The 21,039-nt window shown below is 50.7% G+C and carries 23 protein-coding genes; 11 read left to right on the forward strand and 12 right to left on the reverse strand.

Translation table 11 applies throughout. The features are described 5' to 3' along the window. Positions 1–4: 4 nt before the first annotated feature. The 4 genes from gldD to ACFQRK_RS15910 all read right to left on the reverse strand — a co-directional run bounded on the left by gldD (position 5) and on the right by ACFQRK_RS15910 (position 3,594). Complete coding sequence (gldD, locus tag ACFQRK_RS15895; protein WP_379008470.1) at positions 5–592, reverse strand: gliding motility lipoprotein GldD; 588 nt, start codon at positions 590–592, stop codon at positions 5–7. Further along, positions 589–1,341 (reverse strand): shikimate dehydrogenase family protein, encoded by a 753-nt coding sequence (locus ACFQRK_RS15900; RefSeq protein ID WP_379008472.1) that lies wholly within the window; start codon positions 1,339–1,341, stop codon positions 589–591. The genes gldD and ACFQRK_RS15900 overlap by 4 nt, the downstream gene beginning before the upstream one ends. Before the next feature lie 2 nt (positions 1,342–1,343). Next, positions 1,344–2,099 (reverse strand): phosphosulfolactate synthase, encoded by a 756-nt coding sequence (locus tag ACFQRK_RS15905; RefSeq protein WP_379008475.1) that lies wholly within the window; start codon positions 2,097–2,099, stop codon positions 1,344–1,346. 91 nt (positions 2,100–2,190) lie between these two features. After that, the gene (locus ACFQRK_RS15910) at positions 2,191–3,594 is read right to left on the reverse strand and encodes a tetratricopeptide repeat protein (RefSeq protein WP_379008478.1); all 1,404 of its coding nucleotides are present in this window, start codon (positions 3,592–3,594) and stop codon (positions 2,191–2,193) included. Between the two features lie 382 nt (positions 3,595–3,976). Between ACFQRK_RS15910 and ACFQRK_RS15915 the strand changes: the two genes are divergently transcribed. Beyond that, positions 3,977–5,524 (forward strand): aldehyde dehydrogenase family protein, encoded by a 1,548-nt coding sequence (locus ACFQRK_RS15915; protein WP_379008481.1) that lies wholly within the window; start codon positions 3,977–3,979, stop codon positions 5,522–5,524. 49 nt (positions 5,525–5,573) lie between these two features. Here the strand turns inward: ACFQRK_RS15915 and ACFQRK_RS15920 are convergent, their stop codons facing one another. Next, positions 5,574–6,368 (reverse strand): hypothetical protein, encoded by a 795-nt coding sequence (locus tag ACFQRK_RS15920; protein WP_379008483.1) that lies wholly within the window; start codon positions 6,366–6,368, stop codon positions 5,574–5,576. A gap of 128 nt (positions 6,369–6,496) precedes the next feature. Here ACFQRK_RS15920 and kduI point away from each other — a divergent pair, with 128 nt between their 5' ends. From kduI to ACFQRK_RS15935, 3 genes are read left to right on the forward strand one after another with little or no spacing between them, the layout of a single operon-like run. Beyond that, a complete protein-coding gene (kduI, locus tag ACFQRK_RS15925) occupies positions 6,497–7,339 on the forward strand; it encodes a 5-dehydro-4-deoxy-D-glucuronate isomerase (protein WP_379008486.1) in 843 nt (280 codons plus the stop codon). A gap of 3 nt (positions 7,340–7,342) precedes the next feature. Beyond that, positions 7,343–8,476 (forward strand): DUF4861 family protein, encoded by a 1,134-nt coding sequence (locus ACFQRK_RS15930; protein ID WP_379008488.1) that lies wholly within the window; start codon positions 7,343–7,345, stop codon positions 8,474–8,476. A 9-nt stretch (positions 8,477–8,485) separates the two neighbouring features. Further along, entirely contained in the window at positions 8,486–9,256 is a 771-nt protein-coding gene (locus tag ACFQRK_RS15935) for an SDR family oxidoreductase (protein WP_379008491.1), read from the forward strand. A gap of 40 nt (positions 9,257–9,296) precedes the next feature. On the opposite strand, the gene nadD is transcribed toward ACFQRK_RS15935, so the two are convergent. From nadD to dnaN, 6 genes are all read right to left on the reverse strand, one after another. After that, complete coding sequence (gene nadD / locus ACFQRK_RS15940) at positions 9,297–9,878, reverse strand: nicotinate (nicotinamide) nucleotide adenylyltransferase (RefSeq protein ID WP_379008493.1); 582 nt, start codon at positions 9,876–9,878, stop codon at positions 9,297–9,299. A 12-nt stretch (positions 9,879–9,890) separates the two neighbouring features. Next, entirely contained in the window at positions 9,891–10,463 is a 573-nt protein-coding gene (gene gmk, locus ACFQRK_RS15945; protein WP_379008496.1) for a guanylate kinase, read from the reverse strand. A gap of 3 nt (positions 10,464–10,466) precedes the next feature. Next, positions 10,467–11,342, reverse strand: coding sequence for a YicC/YloC family endoribonuclease (locus ACFQRK_RS15950; RefSeq protein WP_379008499.1), 876 nt, complete (start codon positions 11,340–11,342; stop codon positions 10,467–10,469). 87 nt (positions 11,343–11,429) lie between these two features. Beyond that, the gene (locus ACFQRK_RS15955) at positions 11,430–12,008 is read right to left on the reverse strand and encodes a CAP domain-containing protein (protein WP_379008501.1); all 579 of its coding nucleotides are present in this window, start codon (positions 12,006–12,008) and stop codon (positions 11,430–11,432) included. 21 nt (positions 12,009–12,029) lie between these two features. Then, positions 12,030–12,683, reverse strand: a complete 654-nt coding sequence (locus tag ACFQRK_RS15960) for a DedA family protein (RefSeq protein ID WP_379008504.1) — start codon at positions 12,681–12,683, stop codon at positions 12,030–12,032. A gap of 4 nt (positions 12,684–12,687) precedes the next feature. Beyond that, positions 12,688–13,812 carry a DNA polymerase III subunit beta gene (dnaN, locus tag ACFQRK_RS15965; RefSeq protein WP_379008507.1) on the reverse strand — a complete coding sequence of 375 codons (1,125 nt, stop codon included), beginning with the start codon at positions 13,810–13,812 and terminating at the stop codon, positions 12,688–12,690. Between the two features lie 125 nt (positions 13,813–13,937). Between dnaN and ACFQRK_RS15970 the strand changes: the two genes are divergently transcribed. The 7 genes from ACFQRK_RS15970 to ybeY all read left to right on the forward strand — a co-directional run bounded on the left by ACFQRK_RS15970 (position 13,938) and on the right by ybeY (position 20,491). Then, complete coding sequence (locus ACFQRK_RS15970; protein ID WP_379008510.1) at positions 13,938–14,138, forward strand: hypothetical protein; 201 nt, start codon at positions 13,938–13,940, stop codon at positions 14,136–14,138. A gap of 287 nt (positions 14,139–14,425) precedes the next feature. Next, positions 14,426–14,920, forward strand: a complete 495-nt coding sequence (locus tag ACFQRK_RS15975) for a T9SS type A sorting domain-containing protein (protein ID WP_379008512.1) — start codon at positions 14,426–14,428, stop codon at positions 14,918–14,920. 17 nt (positions 14,921–14,937) lie between these two features. Next, positions 14,938–16,104, forward strand: a complete 1,167-nt coding sequence (gene porV / locus ACFQRK_RS15980; RefSeq protein ID WP_379008514.1) for a type IX secretion system outer membrane channel protein PorV — start codon at positions 14,938–14,940, stop codon at positions 16,102–16,104. A 29-nt stretch (positions 16,105–16,133) separates the two neighbouring features. Beyond that, on the forward strand, positions 16,134–16,577 hold the full coding sequence (locus ACFQRK_RS15985; RefSeq protein ID WP_379008515.1) for a hypothetical protein: 444 nt from the start codon (positions 16,134–16,136) through the stop codon (positions 16,575–16,577). A 23-nt stretch (positions 16,578–16,600) separates the two neighbouring features. Next, positions 16,601–19,585: a collagen-like protein gene (locus ACFQRK_RS15990; RefSeq protein ID WP_379008517.1), complete on the forward strand. Its 2,985-nt coding sequence runs from the start codon at positions 16,601–16,603 to the stop codon at positions 19,583–19,585. Positions 19,586–19,603: 18 nt separating this feature from the next. Then, on the forward strand, positions 19,604–20,023 hold the full coding sequence (gene ruvX, locus ACFQRK_RS15995) for a Holliday junction resolvase RuvX (RefSeq protein ID WP_379008519.1): 420 nt from the start codon (positions 19,604–19,606) through the stop codon (positions 20,021–20,023). Positions 20,024–20,056: 33 nt separating this feature from the next. Continuing rightward, positions 20,057–20,491 (forward strand): rRNA maturation RNase YbeY, encoded by a 435-nt coding sequence (gene ybeY, locus ACFQRK_RS16000; protein ID WP_379008520.1) that lies wholly within the window; start codon positions 20,057–20,059, stop codon positions 20,489–20,491. Positions 20,492–20,539: 48 nt separating this feature from the next. Here ybeY and ACFQRK_RS16005 read toward each other — a convergent pair whose 3' ends face one another. Then, a complete protein-coding gene (locus ACFQRK_RS16005) occupies positions 20,540–20,962 on the reverse strand; it encodes a nucleoside-diphosphate kinase (protein WP_379008522.1) in 423 nt (140 codons plus the stop codon). Positions 20,963–21,039 lie beyond the last annotated feature (77 nt).

Below are 21,039 nucleotides of genomic sequence, written 5' to 3' on the forward strand. Positions count from 1 at the left end.
ACGATCACTTCCACTGTATGGACCGGATAAGCGTATCGATATCGGCTTTTATGAAATCCAACACGGGTTGGATGGAATCTAGGCGGGGTTTTTCGTAAAAATACAGGGCTCCGCGCAGGTAGCGTTTGGTGCTGTCGGTGACAAAAAACTGAATGTTTGAGGCGGTGTTTCCCTTGATTTCATACGTCAAACCGTAGACGTTTGCTTCCGGTCGGTTGATACGTTGCTGGTCGATCGCGGTCGCCTTTACGGTATGGTTGAAGGCAAATGTCCGCGCATCTTCCACCAGCTCATGAAAATTGCTCGGGCTGGTAACCGGTAGGTAACTGAGGTGGATCCGGGCGTTGAACTGCGGAAAACGGATGTCCATCCAGCAGGGTTCAGCATCGGGGGAATGGTCGGGTTCGACCGTCGCATAGGTAGGGATGCGGGCGGTAAATGGGCAGCTCGGAGCGAACGTTTGGTATGTTTTTTCGGGAAACTCAATGCGGAAATATCCCCGGGGTTTGGGTGAGTATTCCGGCGCACATCCCCCTGTCACCAAAACGAAGATCGACACGGCGTATAAGCGTATGAGAGATCTTCCTATCATAGATTGGAGGTCCAAATCTCCCAATTCCGCTCAGCCTGGAGTTCCAGCATTTCGAGCCCGTTTTTAATGGACGCTCCGTTGGCTTTTCCCCGGCGAAGAAACTCGGTTTCCTCGGGATTGTAAACGAGGTCGTACAACAGGTGCCCTTTTTCGATGTGCTCGTAAGGAATATTCGGGCATCCACTGATTGCCGGATAGGTGCCCAGGGGCGTGGTGTTGACGATGAGCAGGTGGCTGGCCATGGTAGCCGCATCCAATTGATCATAGGAAAACTGTCCTGGCGCGGGCGACCGGGAAACCACCGTGTGATGGATCCCCAATTGACTCAGGGCGTAGATGACGGCTTTAGCCGCCCCGCCGTTGCCCAGCACCAACGCCCGTTGGTGTTCAGCCCGAAGCAAAGGCTTCAGGGACTCAACGAAACCGTATACGTCCGTATTATATCCGGTAAGGATCGGTGTTCCTCCATCCGGCCGTTCGATGCGGATGCAGTTAACGGCACCGATCGCGGAAGCTTCCGGCGACAAGTGGTTCAGATAACCCATTACCGCTACTTTATACGGGATGGTCACGTTGACCCCCATCAGTTGGGGCTCATCCGCCAGTAGAAGCGGAAAAGCAGGGATATCGGGGATTGGATAGAGCTGGTAGTCCACCCCGGTAATCTGTTCCCTTTCCATCTTGGCATCGTAGTACTTCTTCGAGAATGAATGTGTCAGCGGGAAGCCGATCAATCCAAATTTGTTCATCGTCAAATAAAATAATGAAACGTGTCGCCCCGCAATCCCATGCGGGTGGTCTCGAGCGCGATGATTTCTGCGGGATTGATGTTGCCTAAATTGACGTTTGTGCCCAGTAGGTGGATGAAATACACCTGTTGGGATTTGAGCGGAGCTTCCCAGATGATTTTTTCGTTGGGTATCTCATTGAGGATCTCATCAACCAGACCCTGCCGTACTTCGCCGGATTCGCGGTATAATCCGACATTTCCACTTTCCCTGGACTCTGCGATCAGCCGCCATGACCCTGCCTCCAATTCGGCTTTCATCAACGAGATCCATTTATACGGAGCCATGATCTTGGTGTTGTCTTTGGATCCCACTTCCGAAATAACGGTGACATATTTTGACAAGTTGGCGATGTACTCACATTTTTCTTCGTGTGGCAGGGCGATGGAACCATCCGAGATTTCGGCGTATTCAAGCCGGTATTTTTCGATTACCCGGAGAAAATCGTCGAATTGATCGCGTACGATAAAGGCTTCGAACAACGTGCCACCAAAGTATGGATGTACGCCCGCTTCCCGGTAAACGGCTAGCTTTTCTTCCAGTTTCGGGACGATAAGTGCGGTGGTCCAACCCAGTTTGACGAAATCGGTATACGCCGCGCCGATTTCCATGAAATCGGCTGCCTGGCGCACGCTCAAACCTTTGTCCATAACCATGGTCAGTCCGTTTTCCCTTGGTTTTTCCGTTCTTTGGGGAATATTATTCAATTGAAAATTCATGTACATACAAAGTTATTAGCGGGATCTTCTGCGGACAAAGGAGGGGAAAAATCCTGAAAAAACTCTGAAAAACCCATTGCGGCGTCGGAGATTAAGGCATGTATTTCTTAATTACCTCTGCGATAGCCTTGTTATCCTGCAATTGCGGCAAGTACTCAAATAGGACCGCATGTTTTTGGGGATTGGTGGCAAGACCCAGTTCCAGGTAATTGAGGGCTTCGTTATACCTTCCTGCAGCAATTAAGTAGGCCACCATCCGGTAATACAATTCCGCACCGTCTGGATTGTTCTTGATTGCCTCGGCTATGGTTTCAATCGCGCGATCCAATTTATTGCGTTCGTATAGAATGGATGAATAATCCAGCCACGCTTCCAGATCAATGGGGTTGAGTTCGACGACCTTTTCATAGGCCAACTCCGCTTCATCCAGTTGTTTCAGTTTATAGCGAGCGTCTGCGATCGCAAACCAGTAATCGGGATTATCCGATTCGATATCGAGCGCCTTTTTGTAGAAATGCAGCGATTCAAAATACCGTTCTTCGTAATCCAGCGTTACACCGATTCCAAACCAGGCATCGGCAAGATTTGCATCAATTTTGACAGCCTTTTTATAATAGGACCTCGCCTCGTCCATCTGCTCCAGTTTTTCATAGCACTCGCCGATGGCGCAGTAGGTTTCTGCCCCCGGGGGTTCGTATTCAAAGGTCTGTTTATATACTTCTATGGCCTCGTTATACTTATCGAGATTGACCAAGGCATTCCCTTTGTTAAAGTAGGCCGAGGCGAAGTTATCCTTGATCAAAATGGCATAATCATATGCGTCAATGGCTTCCTCGTACCGGTTTAATTTATGGTAGGCGTTTCCAAGGTTGTACCAGCCCGCATACGAGTATGGATCGTTATCGATATACTGCTTATAGAACCCGATGCTTTCTTCCTGCCGGTCCAACACGTCGTAACAGAATGCAAGTTCGTAGAGCGCATCCTGGTTTTCCATGTTTTGTTCCAGACAGCGTTTTAGGTAATGGATAGCCTTTTCGTAGTCACCCCTATTTTGATGCAGCAACGCGATCTGCAAATAAATGTCGTCCGGATTTTCCGCAAACTCCAACGCTTTTTCCAAACTGCGGAACGCCTCGTTATAGCGCTCTAAATTGCCCAGAATACCCCCTTTGATGAGGTATATATCTCCTTCGGAAGGCTCCAACGTTTCTGCTTTATCCAACGACTCAAGTGCTTGCGCAAATTGGTTGGTTATCGCAAATAATTGGGCCTGTTTGAGGTAAAAAACGGCGGCAAACGGGTGCTGACTTACGGCATATTCAACTACCTGTAAGGCTTTGATTGGATCATTTTTATCCATATAGTAGTCAATAATCCCTTCAAAAGCCTGTGTATCAAAAAAATACTGATCCTTATTGCGAATCATTTCTTCGTAACGTGCTACCGAAAACTTAGGATCTTCGGCAGGCCCATATTCGAAATCGTCTTCCATCTATACTCCTAATTTTAAGAACTAACACTTGGCTTTCACCCTCACTCACAGCTACGTTTAATGATAACAAAATAGGGCTTATGAGACGATATTGTCAACATAAGTTTTCAACAATTTGATAAGTTTGCTCAAAAGCCAAAGAAAACCAGTAGATTACAAATAAGACCGTTGTAGATAATCCGGATAAGTTCAAGCGGCTTAAATCCCATGTTTGCTCATTTCCCACTATATCTGTGCCAATACGGTGCAAATATACGGAAAACAGAACGAAAAATGATATCTTTGGTAAGCGAACGGCTGTCTGCGGTCACCTGTCGCGGGCAGAGAACCCTGACCGTTACCCGCAGATGGCGGGCTGCTGATCCCGAACGTCGAACATAAAATGAAAGATAAGATGGACATTTCTGCCGTGCTGAAACGGTTATCGATCAAAGGCGTGAATCCGGCATGGAGTACGGGCAGGGCTTGGGGCGGAGCAGTTGAGGAAGATGTTCAAGCCAGTTTTTCTCCGGTTGATGGCAAGCCGATCGCGTCGGTAGGTGCGGTCTCCCCTGAGGATTATTCCAGCATTTTGGATGAGGCCGCGGCTGCTTTTGCTCACTGGCGGAATATTCCGGCGCCGCGGCGCGGCGAGATCGTACGCCAGTTCGGTGAGGCGCTTCGGCAACGCAAACAGGACCTGGGCACATTGGTTTCTTATGAGATGGGGAAAAGCCTGCAGGAAGGCCTGGGGGAAGTCCAGGAGATGATCGATATCTGCGACTTTGCGGTTGGGTTAAGCAGGCAGCTGTATGGCCTCACGATGCAGTCGGAGCGTCCGGCTCACCGGATGTACGAGCAGTGGCATCCATTGGGAATCGTGGGGATAATTTCTGCTTTTAATTTTCCGGTGGCAGTATGGAGTTGGAATGCGGCGATCGCGTGGGTGTGCGGCAACGTATGTGTGTGGAAACCTTCGGAAAAGACACCGATTACGGCAATGGCCTGTCAGTTGATTGTGGCCGATGTGCTGGCTCGCAATAACGTTCCCGAAGGGGTGTCGTGCCTGATACAGGGAGGCAAATCCGTCGGCGAACGGCTTGCGGGGGATTCCCGGATTGCCTTGATTTCGGCAACCGGTTCCACCCATATGGGAAAGGCGGTGGCTGCAGCTGTGGCAGCGCGCTTAGGGAGGAGTATCCTGGAATTAGGCGGAAACAACGGGATGATCATTTCGCAACACGCTGACTTGGATGTAGCCTTGCCGGCAGCTGTCTTCGGCGCCGTAGGGACGGCGGGGCAGCGTTGCACAACTACCCGTAGGCTGATCATTCACGAATCGGTGTACGAATCGTTTAAAGAGCGATTGGTGAGGGCGTACCGACAGTTGCGCATTGGAAATCCGTTGGATGAGCACAACCATGTCGGTCCGCTGATTGACCGGGATGCAGTAAGAAGTTACGAGGAGGCAATCGTTCAATGTAAAGAACAAGGCGGGTGGTTTGCGGTGGAGGGGGAGGTATTGAGCGGGCCGGGGTATGAATCCGGATGCTACGTGCGCCCATGCATAGCTGAAGTTTCGCCTGATATGGCCATCGTACAGGCAGAGACGTTTGCGCCCATTCTGTATCTCCTGAGATACAGGACGTTGGATGAGGCATTGCATATTCACAATAACGTACCACAAGGGCTTTCCTCGGCGATTATGACGCTTAACCTGCAAGAGGCAGAACAGTTTCTCTCGGCCGCGGGATCGGATTGTGGCATTGCCAACGTAAATATCGGTACTTCCGGAGCAGAGATTGGCGGTGCATTCGGCGGCGAGAAGGAAACCGGCGGTGGGCGCGAATCGGGATCGGATGCGTGGAAAGCCTACATGCGCAGGCAGACCAACACGATTAATTATTCGAATAGCCTGCCGTTGGCGCAGGGAATCAAGTTTGATCTATAACATCCTATCGGAAGCGTCAACCGGATAGCTCGGAAAGAAAGAAGGCGTGTCACGACCTCTTCTCAATGAAATCAAAGTAGCTCATCACTTTTTGTTCGGTGCTTTCCTGTAATTTGACCGCCGGCCCATAAAGGGCAATTCTCAACTGGTTGTATAGAGCTACGGAACGCCTTAAGCTCTTCAACAACTGTTGCCGGTCGTAACTTGCGATGGTTTGCTTCAGCAGATTCAGATCCGTTGGATCTAACGTGGTTTCCACTTTTCGGACGCCGCGGGGCAGGGAGCCGTTCTTCATATGCAGCAGTGGGCCGAGCACCACCATTCTCAGGAAGCCTAAAAAGTCGCAGGCTTCCAAGTATTCACCCCGCCCAATTTTTAGCAAGGCGTAATGTATCCACGTCCAAAAACGGTCTTCGATCCACTGGAAGTCGGGATAAGGGAATTGGGCAACGGAATTGGCCAAAGCGGCTGAAAGCCGCTTACCTTTGTCGAGCAGGAGGGTTGGAGTCTCTACGCGGTTGTAAAACTCCTCCAGCGTCAAAAATTTGATGTCTACGTGCAGAAGAGGCTCGTCATAGAGACAGATTAACAACCGGGGCTCGCCCACATGTTCACCGGTAAAGCCGGATAAAAACTTACCTAAGCGGGCCGCATAGGCCATCATGAGGTCTGTATCGCCCGCAATTCGGGTTTCCGTCACCAACACCAGGTCCAGATCGGAGAATTCATCCAAATCATTCGTTAACCAGGATCCGCCTACGGCCAAACCGATCACTTGGTCATCCAGCGCTAAAATAGCGCTTGCATTTGCGGCAAATTGCTCTTGGGGAGTTTTTTCTAGCATGGCTACGAGACAAAGATAAGTATTGCCGTCCAAAAAACCTTTTGACACAAAGCGTAAACGTTTGCATTGCTGGAATAATGTCCTTAATTTAGCGCCAATTCCAATTACAAATACGAAAAAGCAGAACAATGAGCGTAAATTATGAATCGCGCTATGCGATAGGACCCAACGAAACCAAAGCGCTGGATACAGCCGCATTGCGGGCGAATTTTTTGATTGAGAACGTTTTTGTAGACGATTCCATTCAATTGGTATACAGCCATTTTGACCGTTATATTGCCGGCGGAGCGAAGCCCGTAAACAAACCGCTTTCACTTGAAACGATCGACGAACTGAAAGCCACCTACTTTCTGGAGCGGCGCGAGTTGGGTATGATCAACGTAGGTGGGGCAGGAAAGGTTGCGGTCGATGGCCAGGTGTATGATCTGGGGTTTAAGGAGGCGCTGTATGTGGGTAAGGGTCACGAGAAGGTCGTGTTTTCCAGTGACGATGCCCAAAACCCGGCTAAATTCTACCTGAATTCGGCTCCGGCACACCATGCCTATCCAACGCAGAAGGTGACCAAAGCCGAAGCGGATGTCGTAGAATTGGGTAGTCTGGAGACAGCCAACCACCGGACGATCAATAAGCTGTTGGTCAACAGTGTGATCGAGACTTGCCAATTGCAGATGGGAATGACTGAGCTGAAAACCGGCAGTGTATGGAATACGATGCCCGCTCATACGCACGACCGTCGTATGGAAGTTTATTTTTACTTCGAAGTACCCGAAGGTCAAGCCGTAAGTCACTACATGGGACAACCGGAGGAAACACGGCACATCTGGATGCAAAATGAACAGGCGGTGATTTCTCCGCCCTGGTCCATTCATGCCGGTGCGGGTACCAGCAACTATACCTTCATCTGGGGGATGGCGGGTGAGAACCTCGACTATGACGATATGGACAGACGTGCAATCAACGAGTTGAAATAAACTATGGACCGGACGACGAATCTTGGCTATCTACTTTTGGCCTGTATCCTGTTTGCATCCTGTGGATTTAACCAACGTGATCATCAGATCGTGATCAGCAATCCGACCGACCAGGAGCGGCAGGAACTGGTAGCCATTCGGCATGCCGAATGGCTAGCATCTTTTGGTCGTGACACCATGGTTAGAATCGTGGACGTTGCAAGCGGCAATGAAATACCCTATCAGTTAGAAACCCAGGGAATGGCTGAAACGCAACAGGTCCTTCTAGCGGTAACCGTCCCCGCCTCGGGAAGCATAACGCTGGCTGTGGAGCAGTCTGCTCCGGCTCCGGTCGCCGCACGTGCGTATGCGCGCTATGTACCGGAACGGTACGACGACTTTGCCTGGGAGAATGATGTGGTGGCTTTCCGGATGTACGGTAAAGCACTCGAAGGACGGCCAGACGACGCACAGGGGCTTGATATCTGGTCAAAAAGGACAACCGATCTGGTCGTCGATAAGTGGTACGCCCAAGGCGATTACCATACGGACCACGGAGAAGGGATGGATTACTATTGGGTTGGAATGACACTGGGTGCGGGTGACATTGCTCCGTTTGCGGACGATACCGTTGTTTTCTCAAAGCACTATCGACACTATGAAATAGTAGACAACGGTCCGCTACGGACAAGCTTCAAACTCACGTATGAACCGTGGCAGGTAGGAACGAAAACCGTGTCGGTCACGAAGCAGTTTACCTTGGATGCCGGGTCGCAGCTGAACCGGGTGGATGTGACGTATTCGATAGACGGAGATGGAAAATTACCGGTAGCCATTGGTGTGGCGCGCAGAAAGCAACCCGGAGAACTCCTACAGGAAGAGAAGGAAGGAATTTTTGGCTATTGGGAGCCTGAAATCGGTCATCACGGTATAACGGGGGTTGGAGTCATTCTGGAAAAGGGTGGTTTTTCTGGATTCGGCGAGCTGTCCAACCAATTTCTGGCTTTTGCCGAGGCAACAAAAGACACGTCCCTGACCTATTATGTCGGCGGCGCATGGAACAAAGCTGGGAATTACACATCCGCAGAAGCATGGTTTGCATACCTGCGGGCATTTAGAAAGCGGTTAGCGTCGCCGCTAATCGTGAAAATTAACTAATAAACAATAATGGCAATATCACAATTATTCGATTTAACGGGCAAAACCGCATTGGTAACCGGTTGTAAAAGGGGAATTGGAAAGGCAATCGCGGAGGCCTTGGCCGAGGCAGGTGCCAACATCATTGGCGTGTCCGCATCGTTGGAAATCGAGGGCAGCGCGGTTGCCGCATCGGTCGAACAGTACGGACGTAAATTTTATGCCTATCAGGCTGATTTCGGAGACCGGAAGGCGCTGTATGCGTTTATTGAGCAAGTCCGTGCAGAACATCCACGTATCGATATCCTGTTTAATAATGCAGGGACGATCCTGCGTAAGCCCGCCGCCGAGCATCCCGACGATTACTGGGATGCGGTGATCGAGATCAACCAAAATTCCCAATTCATCCTCACGCGCGAGATCGGAAAGGACATGGTGGCAAATGGTGGCGGCAAAATTGTTTTTACGGCTTCGTTGCTCACCTTCCAGGGCGGAATCAATGTGCCGGGTTACGCCGCCTCCAAGGGCGCTGTGGGGCAGCTGACGAAAGCGTTTGCCAATGAGTGGGCCTCCAAGGGTGTCAATGTCAATGCCATCGCGCCGGGTTACATCTCGACAGACAATACGGAAGCACTGCGTGCGGACGCAGGCCGGAGCCGTTCGATCCTGGAACGTATTCCCGCAGGGCGGTGGGGCGAGCCGGAAGATTTCAAAGGTCCAGCGGTGTTTTTAGCCTCCGATGCGTCCCATTACGTACACGGTACGATTCTGACCGTGGATGGGGGTTGGATGGGAAGGTAAACGGTGAAGTAAATCCGTGAATCACGAACGAGTGAGTCGTTCAAACCCGATATAATCCTTTGCTTTCAATAAACTCCAGCACATTGTCTGGCACGAAATACCGGATGTTTTTACCGCCTTTCACCGCATTGCGGATGAAGGTGGACGAAAATTCCATCAACGGCGTATCGGTAATGGTAATGGAGGGGTGTTGAACCCATTCTGATGCGGCGGGGTAATCGGGCCTGGGATAAACCTGGATGTGGTAGTCACGCAGGATGATTTCATAGTTCTTCCACTTTTTTAGCGATTGGAGATTGTCCGACCCCATGATGAGCACGAAATCTGTCGCTGGGTGTTTTTCCCGCAGATGCACGAGGGTATCAATCGTGTAGGACGGTTGGGGCAGCGAAAATTCAATGGTGCTACTCCGGATATTCTCGGCGCGTTCGATGGCGAGGTTCACCATCTCCAGCCGATCGTACATATTGATCAGGGAGTCTTTCTTCTTCAATGGATTGTGGGGTGATACCACCAGCCATACTTCGTCCAGGCCGGTATAGTTTGCCATGTAATTGGCGATGATGAGATGCCCGGTATGTATCGGATTGAACGATCCGAAAAACAATCCTATTTTCCGCATAGCAAATTTCTATTATTCCCTAGCGAGGAAGGCAAGCAATAATTGCTCGGCTTCGCTACAGGCCAAGTTGAGGTCATCATTTTTGAGAATCACATCAAAGCGGTCTGCGTAGCCAAGTTCTTTTTCCGCCTTGGCGATCCGTTCGCCCAACTTTTCCTCACTATCGGTTCCGCGTCCGCGCAGACGCTGCACCAAGACATCCAGCGAGGGGGGTTGAACAAATATAGCCAGCGCACGGTCCCCGAATTTACGCTTGAGGTGCAGGCCTCCCTCCACATCGATATCGAAAATCACGTGTTTACCAAGTGCCCATATGCGTTCCACTTCCGAACGCAGCGTGCCGTAAAACGTTCCCGAATAGACCTCCTCAAATTCAATGAACTCTTTTTTAGCTATCCGGTGAAGAAACTCCTCTTTAGAGATAAAATAGTAGTCTTTTTTATCCACTTCGCCTTCACGCGGCAAGCGCGTGCTGGCGGAGATCGAAAACGAAATCTTGTCGGAATGTCTGTACAGCAGATGCCTGACTATGGTCGTCTTTCCAGCACCGGAAGGAGCCGAAAATATGATGAGTTTTCCTTCCATACGCTACAGCACATTTAGCAATTGTTCCTTTATCTTTTCCAGCTCTTCTTTCATGCGCACTACAATCTGTTGGATTCCGGCATGATTGGCTTTGGAACCCAAGGTGTTGATTTCCCTGCCCATTTCCTGTGAAATGAAGCCGAGCTTCTTACCATTGGCGTCTGCAGCATCCAGCGCTTGGAGGAAATAGTTGCAGTGACTGCGCAGGCGTACCTTTTCCTCGGTGATGTCCAGTTTGTCAATATAGAAGATCAATTCCTGTTCAAACCGGTTCATATCCACATTTTCTTTTCCGACCGTTTCATCCATATACTGGCTAATCCGGTCGCGGATGAGCGGTATGCGGTCGGTCTCAACCGACTCGACTTCCGAGAGCAGTCGGAGAATGTCCTGTGTCCGTGTAGACAGATCCTGAGTAAGCACGACACCCTCGTCCTTCCGGAATCGATCGAGTCCGGTCACCGCCTCCTGAAAAGCGCCCAAGAGCAGGGTCGCCTCTTCTTCGTCGGCCTCCTCTTCGTTATGGCTGATGACCTCGGGCATATTGAGGGCCAGCTCAAAGAGATTTCCCCGGTCGGTATTCAGTTCGTTGGCCACGGCTTCCAGCTGCCGAAAGTAGTTTTTGAGCAATTCGGTATTGATGGTGGCGGCGGCAGACGTTTGATCGACGTATTCCACGGTAACTGTGACGTTTACTTTGCCCCGCTCGATGAGCCGGGAGCATTCGCTGCGGAGCGTCAGTTCTTTGTCTGAAAACGCCTTGGGCAGACGCAGGGTTAATTCCAGAAACTTGGAGTTTAAGGATTTTATTTCGACGGTATATTTTACCTTTTGGTTATCCCTGGCGCCGATGCCATAGCCGGTCATTGATTTAATCATGCGCAAACTTAGATAAATTTGTTCAAATTTATCGATCCCGCCGTCGGCATAAACGCAGTTTTATTCGTTCGTCTACCAGACGTATGCTTACCAATCGTGCTTGGCGATGATGACGCATAAATACGATTGGTAGGTGCTGCCGGAGGGAACGCGCACGAAACCGATGCCGATGTCCTGTAGGGAGGCATTCCATTCGTCTTGTCCCAATAAATGCCTGCGGTGACCGTATCGGGTGGCTGCCGAACCGCGAATCATTGCCTCAATACCCGCCGCCGCAGTGGGGTGGTTGGCTCCGATGGATTCAAAATTGTTGGCATTTTTATGCTTCAGCCAGTCCGGATTTAACGAGTAACCGGCCCGATTGATGTGGTAATTAGGCCCAAGGCCGTCCGGATCGGTGTGGTCAAAGTAATCGCGTTTGGCCATGTCCAACGCACGGGCTTCAGCAATTCGCGCGAGCGTATCGTTCCATCGGAGCGCGCGCCGGGTTACCGGAGCTCTCTGCGGAAGGCCAAGATTCCGCCGATAAGCCCCAGGGTTCAGACGGATCTGGTTAAGAAGGATGTAGGCGGACCTGGCCTCACGCCGGTCTACCGAAGGTCGGCTTGGTGGTGAAAAAGCAGTGATAAGGATAAAAGCAGCGGCAAGGATCGAAAATCGCATCATGTTTTTGGAAACTTGCAACGACTACGCGGTTTTCTTGAATTTTTCTCTCGCCACTTCGATGAAAATCGGCAAGATGGAGAGAATGATAATCAAGAGCACCACTTTGGAGAAATTGTCCCTCACGATGGGGATATTTCCTAAAAAATAACCAGCCAGCGTAATGCCCACGACCCAGAGCAAGGCGCCCACGACGTTATACGTAAGAAATGTGCCGTAATTCATCCTGCCTATACCGCCGACAAAAGGCGCTAGCGTTCTGACGATGGGGACAAAGCGGGCGATTACAATAGTCTTACTGCCATATTTTGCGTAAAAAGCATGGGTCTTTTCGATATGTTCATCTTTTACGATCTGTCTGCCGAAGAGCTTGAATTTGGTCACCCGGAGGCCAAATCGTTTGCCGATCGCATAGTTCAGCGAATCGCCCGTTATGGCGGCGACTAACAGGATGACGATCATTAACCCGACATTCAGCTCGTTGGGTTGCGCCGCCAGCATCCCTGCGGCGAAAAGCAGCGAATCTCCCGGAAGAAAGGGCATGACAACGACACCGGTCTCGATAAAAATAATCAGAAACAGGATCAGGTATGTCCATGTTTGGTAATCGTTGACAATCTCGACCAAATGCTGGTCGATATGCAGGATAAAATCTATCAGGGATGAAATTAAATCCAATACGTTAACCTATGTTATTTAACATTACCGGCATCACCAACATGAGGATGTCTTCGTTCTCTTCCGAAACAGCAGGGACTAACAGGCCGGCACGATTAGGGGTACTCATTTCCAGCACGACTTCATCGCTATCCAGGTTGGTTAGCATTTCCACCAAAAATTTGGCGTTGAATCCGATTTCCATGTCATCACCTTCGAACTGGCAGCTTAGCCGTTCATGGGCTTCGTTGGAAAAATCGAGGTCTTCTGCTGAAATATTCAGCTCACTCCCCGATATTTTAAGGCGGACCTGATGGGTTGTTTTATTCGCGAAGATGACCACGCGTCGTAACGAATTGAGAAACGTATGGCGGTCAAGAGTCAGGCGATTGGGGTTGACCTGTGGGATTACGGCTTCGTAATCGGGATACCGCTCGTCAATCAATCGGCAAATCAGATGGATGCTACCGAATTTGAAAAAGGCGTTGGTGCTGTTATATTCCACTGAAACAACGACGTCTTCAGACGGTAAGGAGGATTTTAGCAGCGATAGGGCTTTTTTGGGTAAGATCAGCGACGTAGGCCTTTGTGTGCCGATATCTTTCCGGCGGTAGCGGACGAGTTTATGTGCATCCGTTGCAACAAAAGTCGTGGATTGTTCGGCCAGCTGCACCAATACACCAGACATGGCCGGCCGCAGTTCGTCGTTGCTTACGGCAAAGATGGTTTTATTGATGGCTTCGGCTAATACCGACGCGGGAATTGTAACCGATGACGCGTTGTCTACAACCGGAATCTTCGGAAAATCATCCGCGTTCTCGCCGCTGAGCTTATACTTGCCATCTCCCGCACTGATTTCCACCGCCAGCGTGGCCGTATCCACGGAAAATGCAACCGGCTGATCGGGCAATGTTTTAAGTGTCTCAATCAAGATCTTCGAAGGCATGGCTACCCGGCCTTCTTCCTTGGCCTCAATGGGAAGTGAAGTGACCATACTGGTCTGTAGATCAGTTGCTGAAATGGTCAGTATATTGTCCTTGATTTCAAACAGGAAATTTTCTAGGATAGGAAGCACGGTGCTACTGCTTGAGGCGCCGCTGATGGCCTGCAATTGCTTTAACAGTATGGATGTAGAAACAATAAATCTCATGGCTGAATAATCTTCCGTGCAATGATAAGGAAAAGATTTGTATTCGTGAAATGAGAATGCGAATTGAAGATAAACAAAATGGGGTTCTCCGTGTTGATATACAAAGAAACCAACGACTTTGTGCTATGGAAACGAATAGTCATCGAACAGACGGAGCAGGCAACCTTCAGGCTGAGAATAACTATGCGGCTCATCAGGAAGATCCCGCACCTTCGCCTGAGGCCATAAAAGAACCGAACGATCGGCCGGCAAGCAACACCATTTGGGTGGCGGTAATCATTGCCGTGATCATATTAGCCATTATCTATCTGATTTATATTTTCTGATAGTGCCTGTGGCGGCGTTAGAACCCAAATTCAGGGGTTCGGAACTCAATCAAGTCCGGTAGGGCCTGTATCCTATTTTGTTTACAGCTGCCAGGGTTTAGCAGGAACCTATTTGTTAAATTAGAACGATTTCTCAAAGCACCGCCGTTGAAGCCAGGTCGCAAGAATTTGTTCGGCAAGTTCTGGTCAATTTGAACCACGAGGCGGCAGCTCCTCGCGAAAATACCCATTTTGGTGTATTGCCGTTCCATTCCACGTTTTCGACATTGGTCTAAAAATAGACTGCTATGAAAATCGTTTACCTCGTTTGCGGCTTTTTGTGCTGTACAGTTATCTCCGTACGTTCGCAAGAGCTTGCCCGTCAGGTAGTCGCGAATACGGGCCATAGTGCCACGGGTGGCTACACGATCTTTCAATATACCATCGGTGAGCCACTTGTTACCACACTGAGCGTCGGTCACCTGTTACTTACACAGGGATTTCAGCAACCGGAAGTGGCGGGCCCTGTAAAACCGCCTGAATCTCCGTTTGTTTCCGATTTGATTGTTTACCCGAATCCCGCGTCAGATCAGGTTAATCTTGAGTTCGATTTGTTACAGGATGGGCGCGTGGTGTTCATGCTGGTTAACAATGCGGGGCAGGTGGTGTTTTCAAAAACCGCCCAAATGCTGTCGGGGCGATTGACCTATACGTTGCCTCTCAGTAGTTACGCTTCCGGGCTTTATTACCTCGTGATCCGTACCGGTTATCGCTCCTACACAGAAAAGTTGATCATCCAATAACCTTCAAGCAATCTGCCATGAAGAATCCGATTCTACACCTAGCCTACCTCGCGACGGTAGTCATGGTAATTCCCGTAGTGGCAACGGCCCAACTTGGAAACCGGACAATTACGACCGGAGCTTCCTTTCTTTTGTTGAGCCCGGACGCCCGGACGACAGGGGTAGCAGAAGCCAGTACGGGGCTTTTGCCGGATGCCAATTCGGTTTTTACCAATGCGGCGAAACTAAACTTCGCAGGCGATAAAGGAATAAGTTTCTCCTACACTCCCTGGATGCGCCAACTGGTAAAAGATGAACATTTGGGTTATCTGTCTGCTTTCCATCGGCTAAGCTGGCGCGAAGTACTTGGCGTTTCTTTCAAGTATTTGGATATGGGTGAGATCAATTTCAGGGACGAGATGGGAAACCTGTCACAACGGTACAATGCGGGAGAGGTTTCCATTGACGCCAGTTACTCGCGTCTTCTCGGTGATCACTTTGCAATGGCGCTTACTGCTCGCTATGTCCATAGCAATTTGGGTTCAGGGTCTTTCAACGGATTGGATATGGACCGGGCAAATGCATTCGCAATGGACATTGGGGTGTATTCAGAAAGGAGCTATGTCAATTCCAAACAATTCAGCAAGCGATTTGCCTGGGGCATCAATCTGAGTAACATTGGCACCAAACTCAACTATACCAATGCGAAAGAAAGTTTTTTGCCGATGTATCTGCGGCTGGGTCTGGGGTACGGGTTAAACAATGATCCGGACAATCGGCTGACTCTCTTGTTGGACGCCACTAAGCTTCTGGTTCCTTCCCGGCCGAAGTATCGGGTGAATGAACAGGGCAACGTAACGAATGAAATAGAAAAAGGCAAAGATCCCGATCGAAGTGTGCCCTCCGCTCTGTTTACGTCTTTTTTCGATGCTCCGGGAGGTTTTTCGGAGGAACTGTCGGAAATAGCGGTTTCCGGCGGATTCGAATACTGTTATTATCGGCGGTTTTTTATCCGCTCGGGCTACTTCTACGAACATCCCGAGAAAGGCAACAGACAGCATTTCGCGGCCGGCGTCGGGTTCCGTGTCCAATCTCTCCAGATCGACATCGGTTACCTGGCACCTATGGCCCGGCGCTATACGGTACGTAATGAATTGAAATTTACAGTTAGTTTTCATCCTACGAACCTCTTGGATGAACCGTGAGACACTTAATCAGCAAAAACGTAAGAAATATGAAAAGACAGACTATCTATTCCATGTTAATCGCTGTATATGCGGTAATTTTAGTGACGCATGTGCATGCGCAAACAGGTGAAAGCAAGGTTTCGGAACAAAGAATCCGGAGACTGCTCTCCAAAGACGGCACAGAAAATCCGAATATTCAGTTCGGGCCGGTCGCCAGAACCAAGGTACAGACGCTTTCAATTAGTCCCCAACGGGAGTTGTCAGTGAATTCACCTCAGGAATTACGGGCCCTAATTTTCGAAAATTATACGGCGCCCCGGACTAACGGGCCGGCTTTGAGGAGTGCGGCAACCCTGCAGCGGTCCAATAACGGAGGTGTAGATAAACTACCTTCGGAGTCGGAGGCAGAAGAAACCCGCCCGGACAAACCGAGTCAGCCTCCGGTTCAAACACCGCCGACACAAGGCAGCGCCAAAGAAGAGGAACGATAACCTTTAACTAACCAAATATAGCTATGAAACGGCATTTTCCTGTTTACGTGATTGCCTTACTGATATTGGCGGGTGTTTCGGCACAAGCCCAAACTGGACTTACAGGCATCAACTATCAAGCGGTTGCCCGTAACCTTGACGGAACCGTAATGGCTGACAAGCCTGTTGAGGTACGTATATCCATTATTGGTGGTTCGCCCACCGGGGCTGTACAATACCGAGAGGAACACAGCGTACGAACTAGCGCGCTGGGGCTTTTTACTTTGCAGATCGGCAAAGGAGATGCATCATTTGGCGCATTCACCGATATTCCTTGGAACGAAGCCAATCAATTTGTTAAAATTGAATTGGCGGTTGACAATGGTAGCTTCACCGATTTGGGAACCACACAATTGATGAGTGTACCGTTTGCGTTGTATGCCGCTGCCGGCAATCCAGGGCCACAGGGTCCTGCGGGTCCTCAGGGAGCGAAAGGCGACACGGGTGATGCAGGACCGGTTGGTCCCGTTGGTCCCGCCGGTCCTGCTGGCCCCCAAGGGGCAAAGGGCGATACCGGTGATCCGGGTCCAGCAGGCCCGGCGGGTCCGGTAGGTCCAGTCGGTCCACAGGGGCCACAAGGTCCAGCCGGAGCAGATGGGTTAGACGGAGCCACAGGTCCCGCCGGTCCCGTTGGTCCGGCCGGCCCCCCGGGCCCCGCGGGCAGCGATGCCACGATAAACGGAGTAGCGGCGGGAGGTGATCTTTCAGGGACTTATCCTGACCCGATGGTTGCTAAAATCCAAGGCACGCCGGTAAGCAATACGGCGCCTTTGGCCGGTCAATGGCTGCGATTTGATGGTACAGAATGGGCTCCCGCTGCATCGGGCGGTGGGGGATTTGTGCTTCCGTATGCCACACTTGAAAACAATGCAGCCACGCTGTTTTCCATAACGAATGACGGTGATGGGGTCTCCATAGAGGGGGTCAACAATACCACTACGTCCAATATAGCCGCCTTGAGGGGGATCGTGAGCTCAGCTTCGCCGGGGGGATTTTCCGCGGCTGTCCGGGGTATCAATAACGGCACCGGTGGATTGGGCATCGGTGTGTGGGGCTCACAGGGCGGGTCCGGTTGGGGGGTATATGGGTCTACACCGAATGGTCTAGGCGTGTATGGCAACGCCTCGGCCAATGGGACCGGTGTGTATGCCAACAGCAACACCGGCACGGGTTTGACGGCCACCAGTAACAGCGGGATTCCAGCAAGTATATCGATTTTCAACAATGCTAATAATAACGTCGCACTTCAAGCAAACACCGTGGGCAATGGAACGGTGATCAATGTGGCAACGAGCGGCAACGGAGCGGGCGTACGGGCATCAACAGGCAATGGCTTTGGGATCCATGGCATTACGACCGCACAGACATCAGCTGGTATCGTCGGCGACAACAATGGCGGCGGAGAGGCGGTGGTAGGTCGTACAACCAGCGATATTGCTGGAGCGGTCGTGGGCCGGAACGACGGAGGAGGGTATGGTGTGCGGGGGTTTGTTGCAACGAATACGACAGGTACGGCTATCGGCGTTCTGGGACAGGTCGGCTTGAACAACAGTACCGGTCGCGCAGGCAGGTTCGAGAATTTCAATCAAACGAATACCACGGGCAATACGTTGGAAGTTGAGACCAACGGCAACGGAAATATTCCGGACAATACGCAAGGTAATGCGGCGTCCTTCTTTGTAAACAATACTAATAGCGTAGGCGCTGCTGTGCGGGGTGAGGTGAATACCATCTTCGGTAACTTCGGTGCCGCGGCTATTTTTGGTGTTTCGTCGGGCACTGGCGGCAGAGCTGGCCTCTTCCATGCCTCCAACCCTGATGGCAACGGCGCGGCATTGATAGCGCTTACAGACGGCAACGGCAACGCGATTACGGCGAATGCGGGCAAAGACGGTAATGGTGTAGAGACCAATGTCGACGGTAACGGCAATGCCCTTTATGCATGGGTGCCCACTTTTAGTAATGGTCGGGCCGGCCGCTTCCAAAATTACAATGAAGATAATGAGAGCGACGTGATTACCGTCACGACAGTAGGGAATGGCACAGCGGGGAACTTCATGGTAGACAATATCCAAGGGACCTCTCCAGCAGTACGTGGTGAGGTCAATTCACAGTTTGCCAATTTCGGTACAGCCGGCATCTACGGCGTTTCTTCCGGGACGGGCGGTTATGCCGGGCTCTTCCATGCCTCTGATCCAGCCGGTAACGGCCCAGCACTGATCGCAATCGCCGAAGGTAGCGGAAATGGCGTTACCGCGAATGCCGGCGGTAACGGCGATGGCGTCGAGGCAACAGCAGATGGCGGCGGGAATGCCATTTTTGGTTGGACCCCTAATTTCGGCACAGGCAGGGCTGCTCGATTCTCGAATTTTAACAGCAGCAATGGACAACCGACGGTCCTGATCAACTCAAACGGCACAGGTAATACCCTTTTGGTGAACCATACCGGAGCGTCTGGTAACCTAGCTACATTCCAAAGCGGTGGCGTCAACGTTGCCCGGATCAACAAGGCCGGCCGAGGCTTTTTCAATGGAGGTACGGCGGTGACCGGTGCTGACCTTGCTGAGGCCTTTGACGTAACAGGCGATTTCGCGGCGTACGAAGCGGGCGATGTGTTGGTTATCTCTACGGATGAAGACCGCACCGTGGAAAAATCGAGCGAAGCTTACTCGGCGCTGGTTGTCGGGGTGTATGCCACTAAACCGGGCGTGCTGCTCACAGAAGAAACGATCGATACCGACATTTCGGACAAAGTACCCATGGGTGTGGTCGGGGTGATCCCGACAAAGGTATGTTTGGAAGGTGGAGCGATCAAGCGCGGAGATTTATTGGTGACTTCCTCACAACCTGGTGTGGCAATGAAGGCTGATCCCGATAAGGTGCGGGTTGGCCAGGTGATCGGAAAGGCCCTGCAGGAATATGACGACAATGGTATAGGCAAAATAAAGGTGCTGGTAAATGTCAAATAACGTACCTTTGCCGGTACGATGCGCATTTTAGCTTTTGATTACGGCACCAAGCGGGTCGGCATCGCGGTGACCGACCCGCTGCAGCTTATCGCCACAGCGTTGGATACCGTACATGCTAAGGATGTGTTAGCCTACGTGAAAGCCTACCTTGAGCGCGAACCGGTAAGCATGTTTGTAGTGGGTGAACCCCGCCAGTTAGACGGCAGCGAATCCAAGTCGGCTTCACATGTAAAAGGATTTATTCGCACGCTTCGTCGAACGTTTCCGGCCATTCCCGTAGAGACCGTTGACGAGCGCTTCACCTCGAAAATGGCGTCGGCTAGCATCGCCCATAGCGGGATGACGAAGAAAAAACGGCAGGACAAGGCGCTTATCGACAGTGTTTCAGCGGTACTTATCCTTCAGTCGTATCTCGAAAGACGGGACTTTCAGCGATAAACTTCCTACCTTTACCGGCACAAAATTCCAAAGATGCGCAACATCCATTTTTTTTCGGAAGATACGGATTACAAACCCAAGCACAAGACCGCACTGCGGGCGTGGATAAAAGAAACCCTCGATACGGAAGGTTATAAGGCCGGTGAAATCAATATCATTTTATGCAGTGATGCCTATTTATTGACAATCAATAGGCAATACCTTCAGCACGATACCTATACAGACATCGTGACCTTCGACAACAGCGACGCGGTAGGTATCATTGCTGGCGATATCTTCATCAGCATTGAACGCGTACGCGAAAATGCAGCAAAGTTTGGTGTCTCCGAAGCGGATGAGCTGCACCGCGTCATCATCCACGGTATGCTGCATTTATGCGGCTATGGGGATAAGAAGAAGGAAGATAAAATGCGAATGACGGAAAAGGAAGACTTCTATTTGGCACGAAGGGTTTTCAAGCAAGTATGAATACCTAACAAGCCTGCTGGCTTGTTAGGTGTCACATCACGGAAACGACTAAAACCGTTCGAACTGCGAAAAGAAAAAGTTGCCTTCGATTTCTGCATTTTCGTCCGAATCGGAGCCATGAATGGCGTTCGCCTCAATGGATTTTGCGTATTTGTTGCGGATGGTGCCGGCTTCAGCTTTTGCTGGATCCGTGGCACCGATCAGTTTGCGAAAATCTTCCACCGCATTGTCCTTTTCCAAGATCGCTGCCACGATGGGACCAGACGTCATGAAACCGACCAGCTCTCCGTAAAACGGACGCTCTTTGTGTACCGCATAAAATGCGCCGGCCGTTTCCTTCGAAAGGTGGATGTACTTCATCGCCACAATTTTGAACCCTCCCGCAATGATATCGTTCAGGATGGCACCGGTGTGGCCATTGCCCACTGCATCGGGCTTAATCATGGTGAATGTCTTATTTGTTGTTGCCATTATAATTATAAAAATTTTTGCAAAAGTAGAAAATTGTATGGCATTCACGAATACTTCTTTTGCAAAGGTTTACGAAA

The sequence above is a fragment of the Parapedobacter sp. GCM10030251 genome, assembly GCF_042666505.1.
In the GTDB taxonomy this organism is placed as follows: Bacteria; Bacteroidota; Bacteroidia; order Sphingobacteriales; family Sphingobacteriaceae; genus Parapedobacter.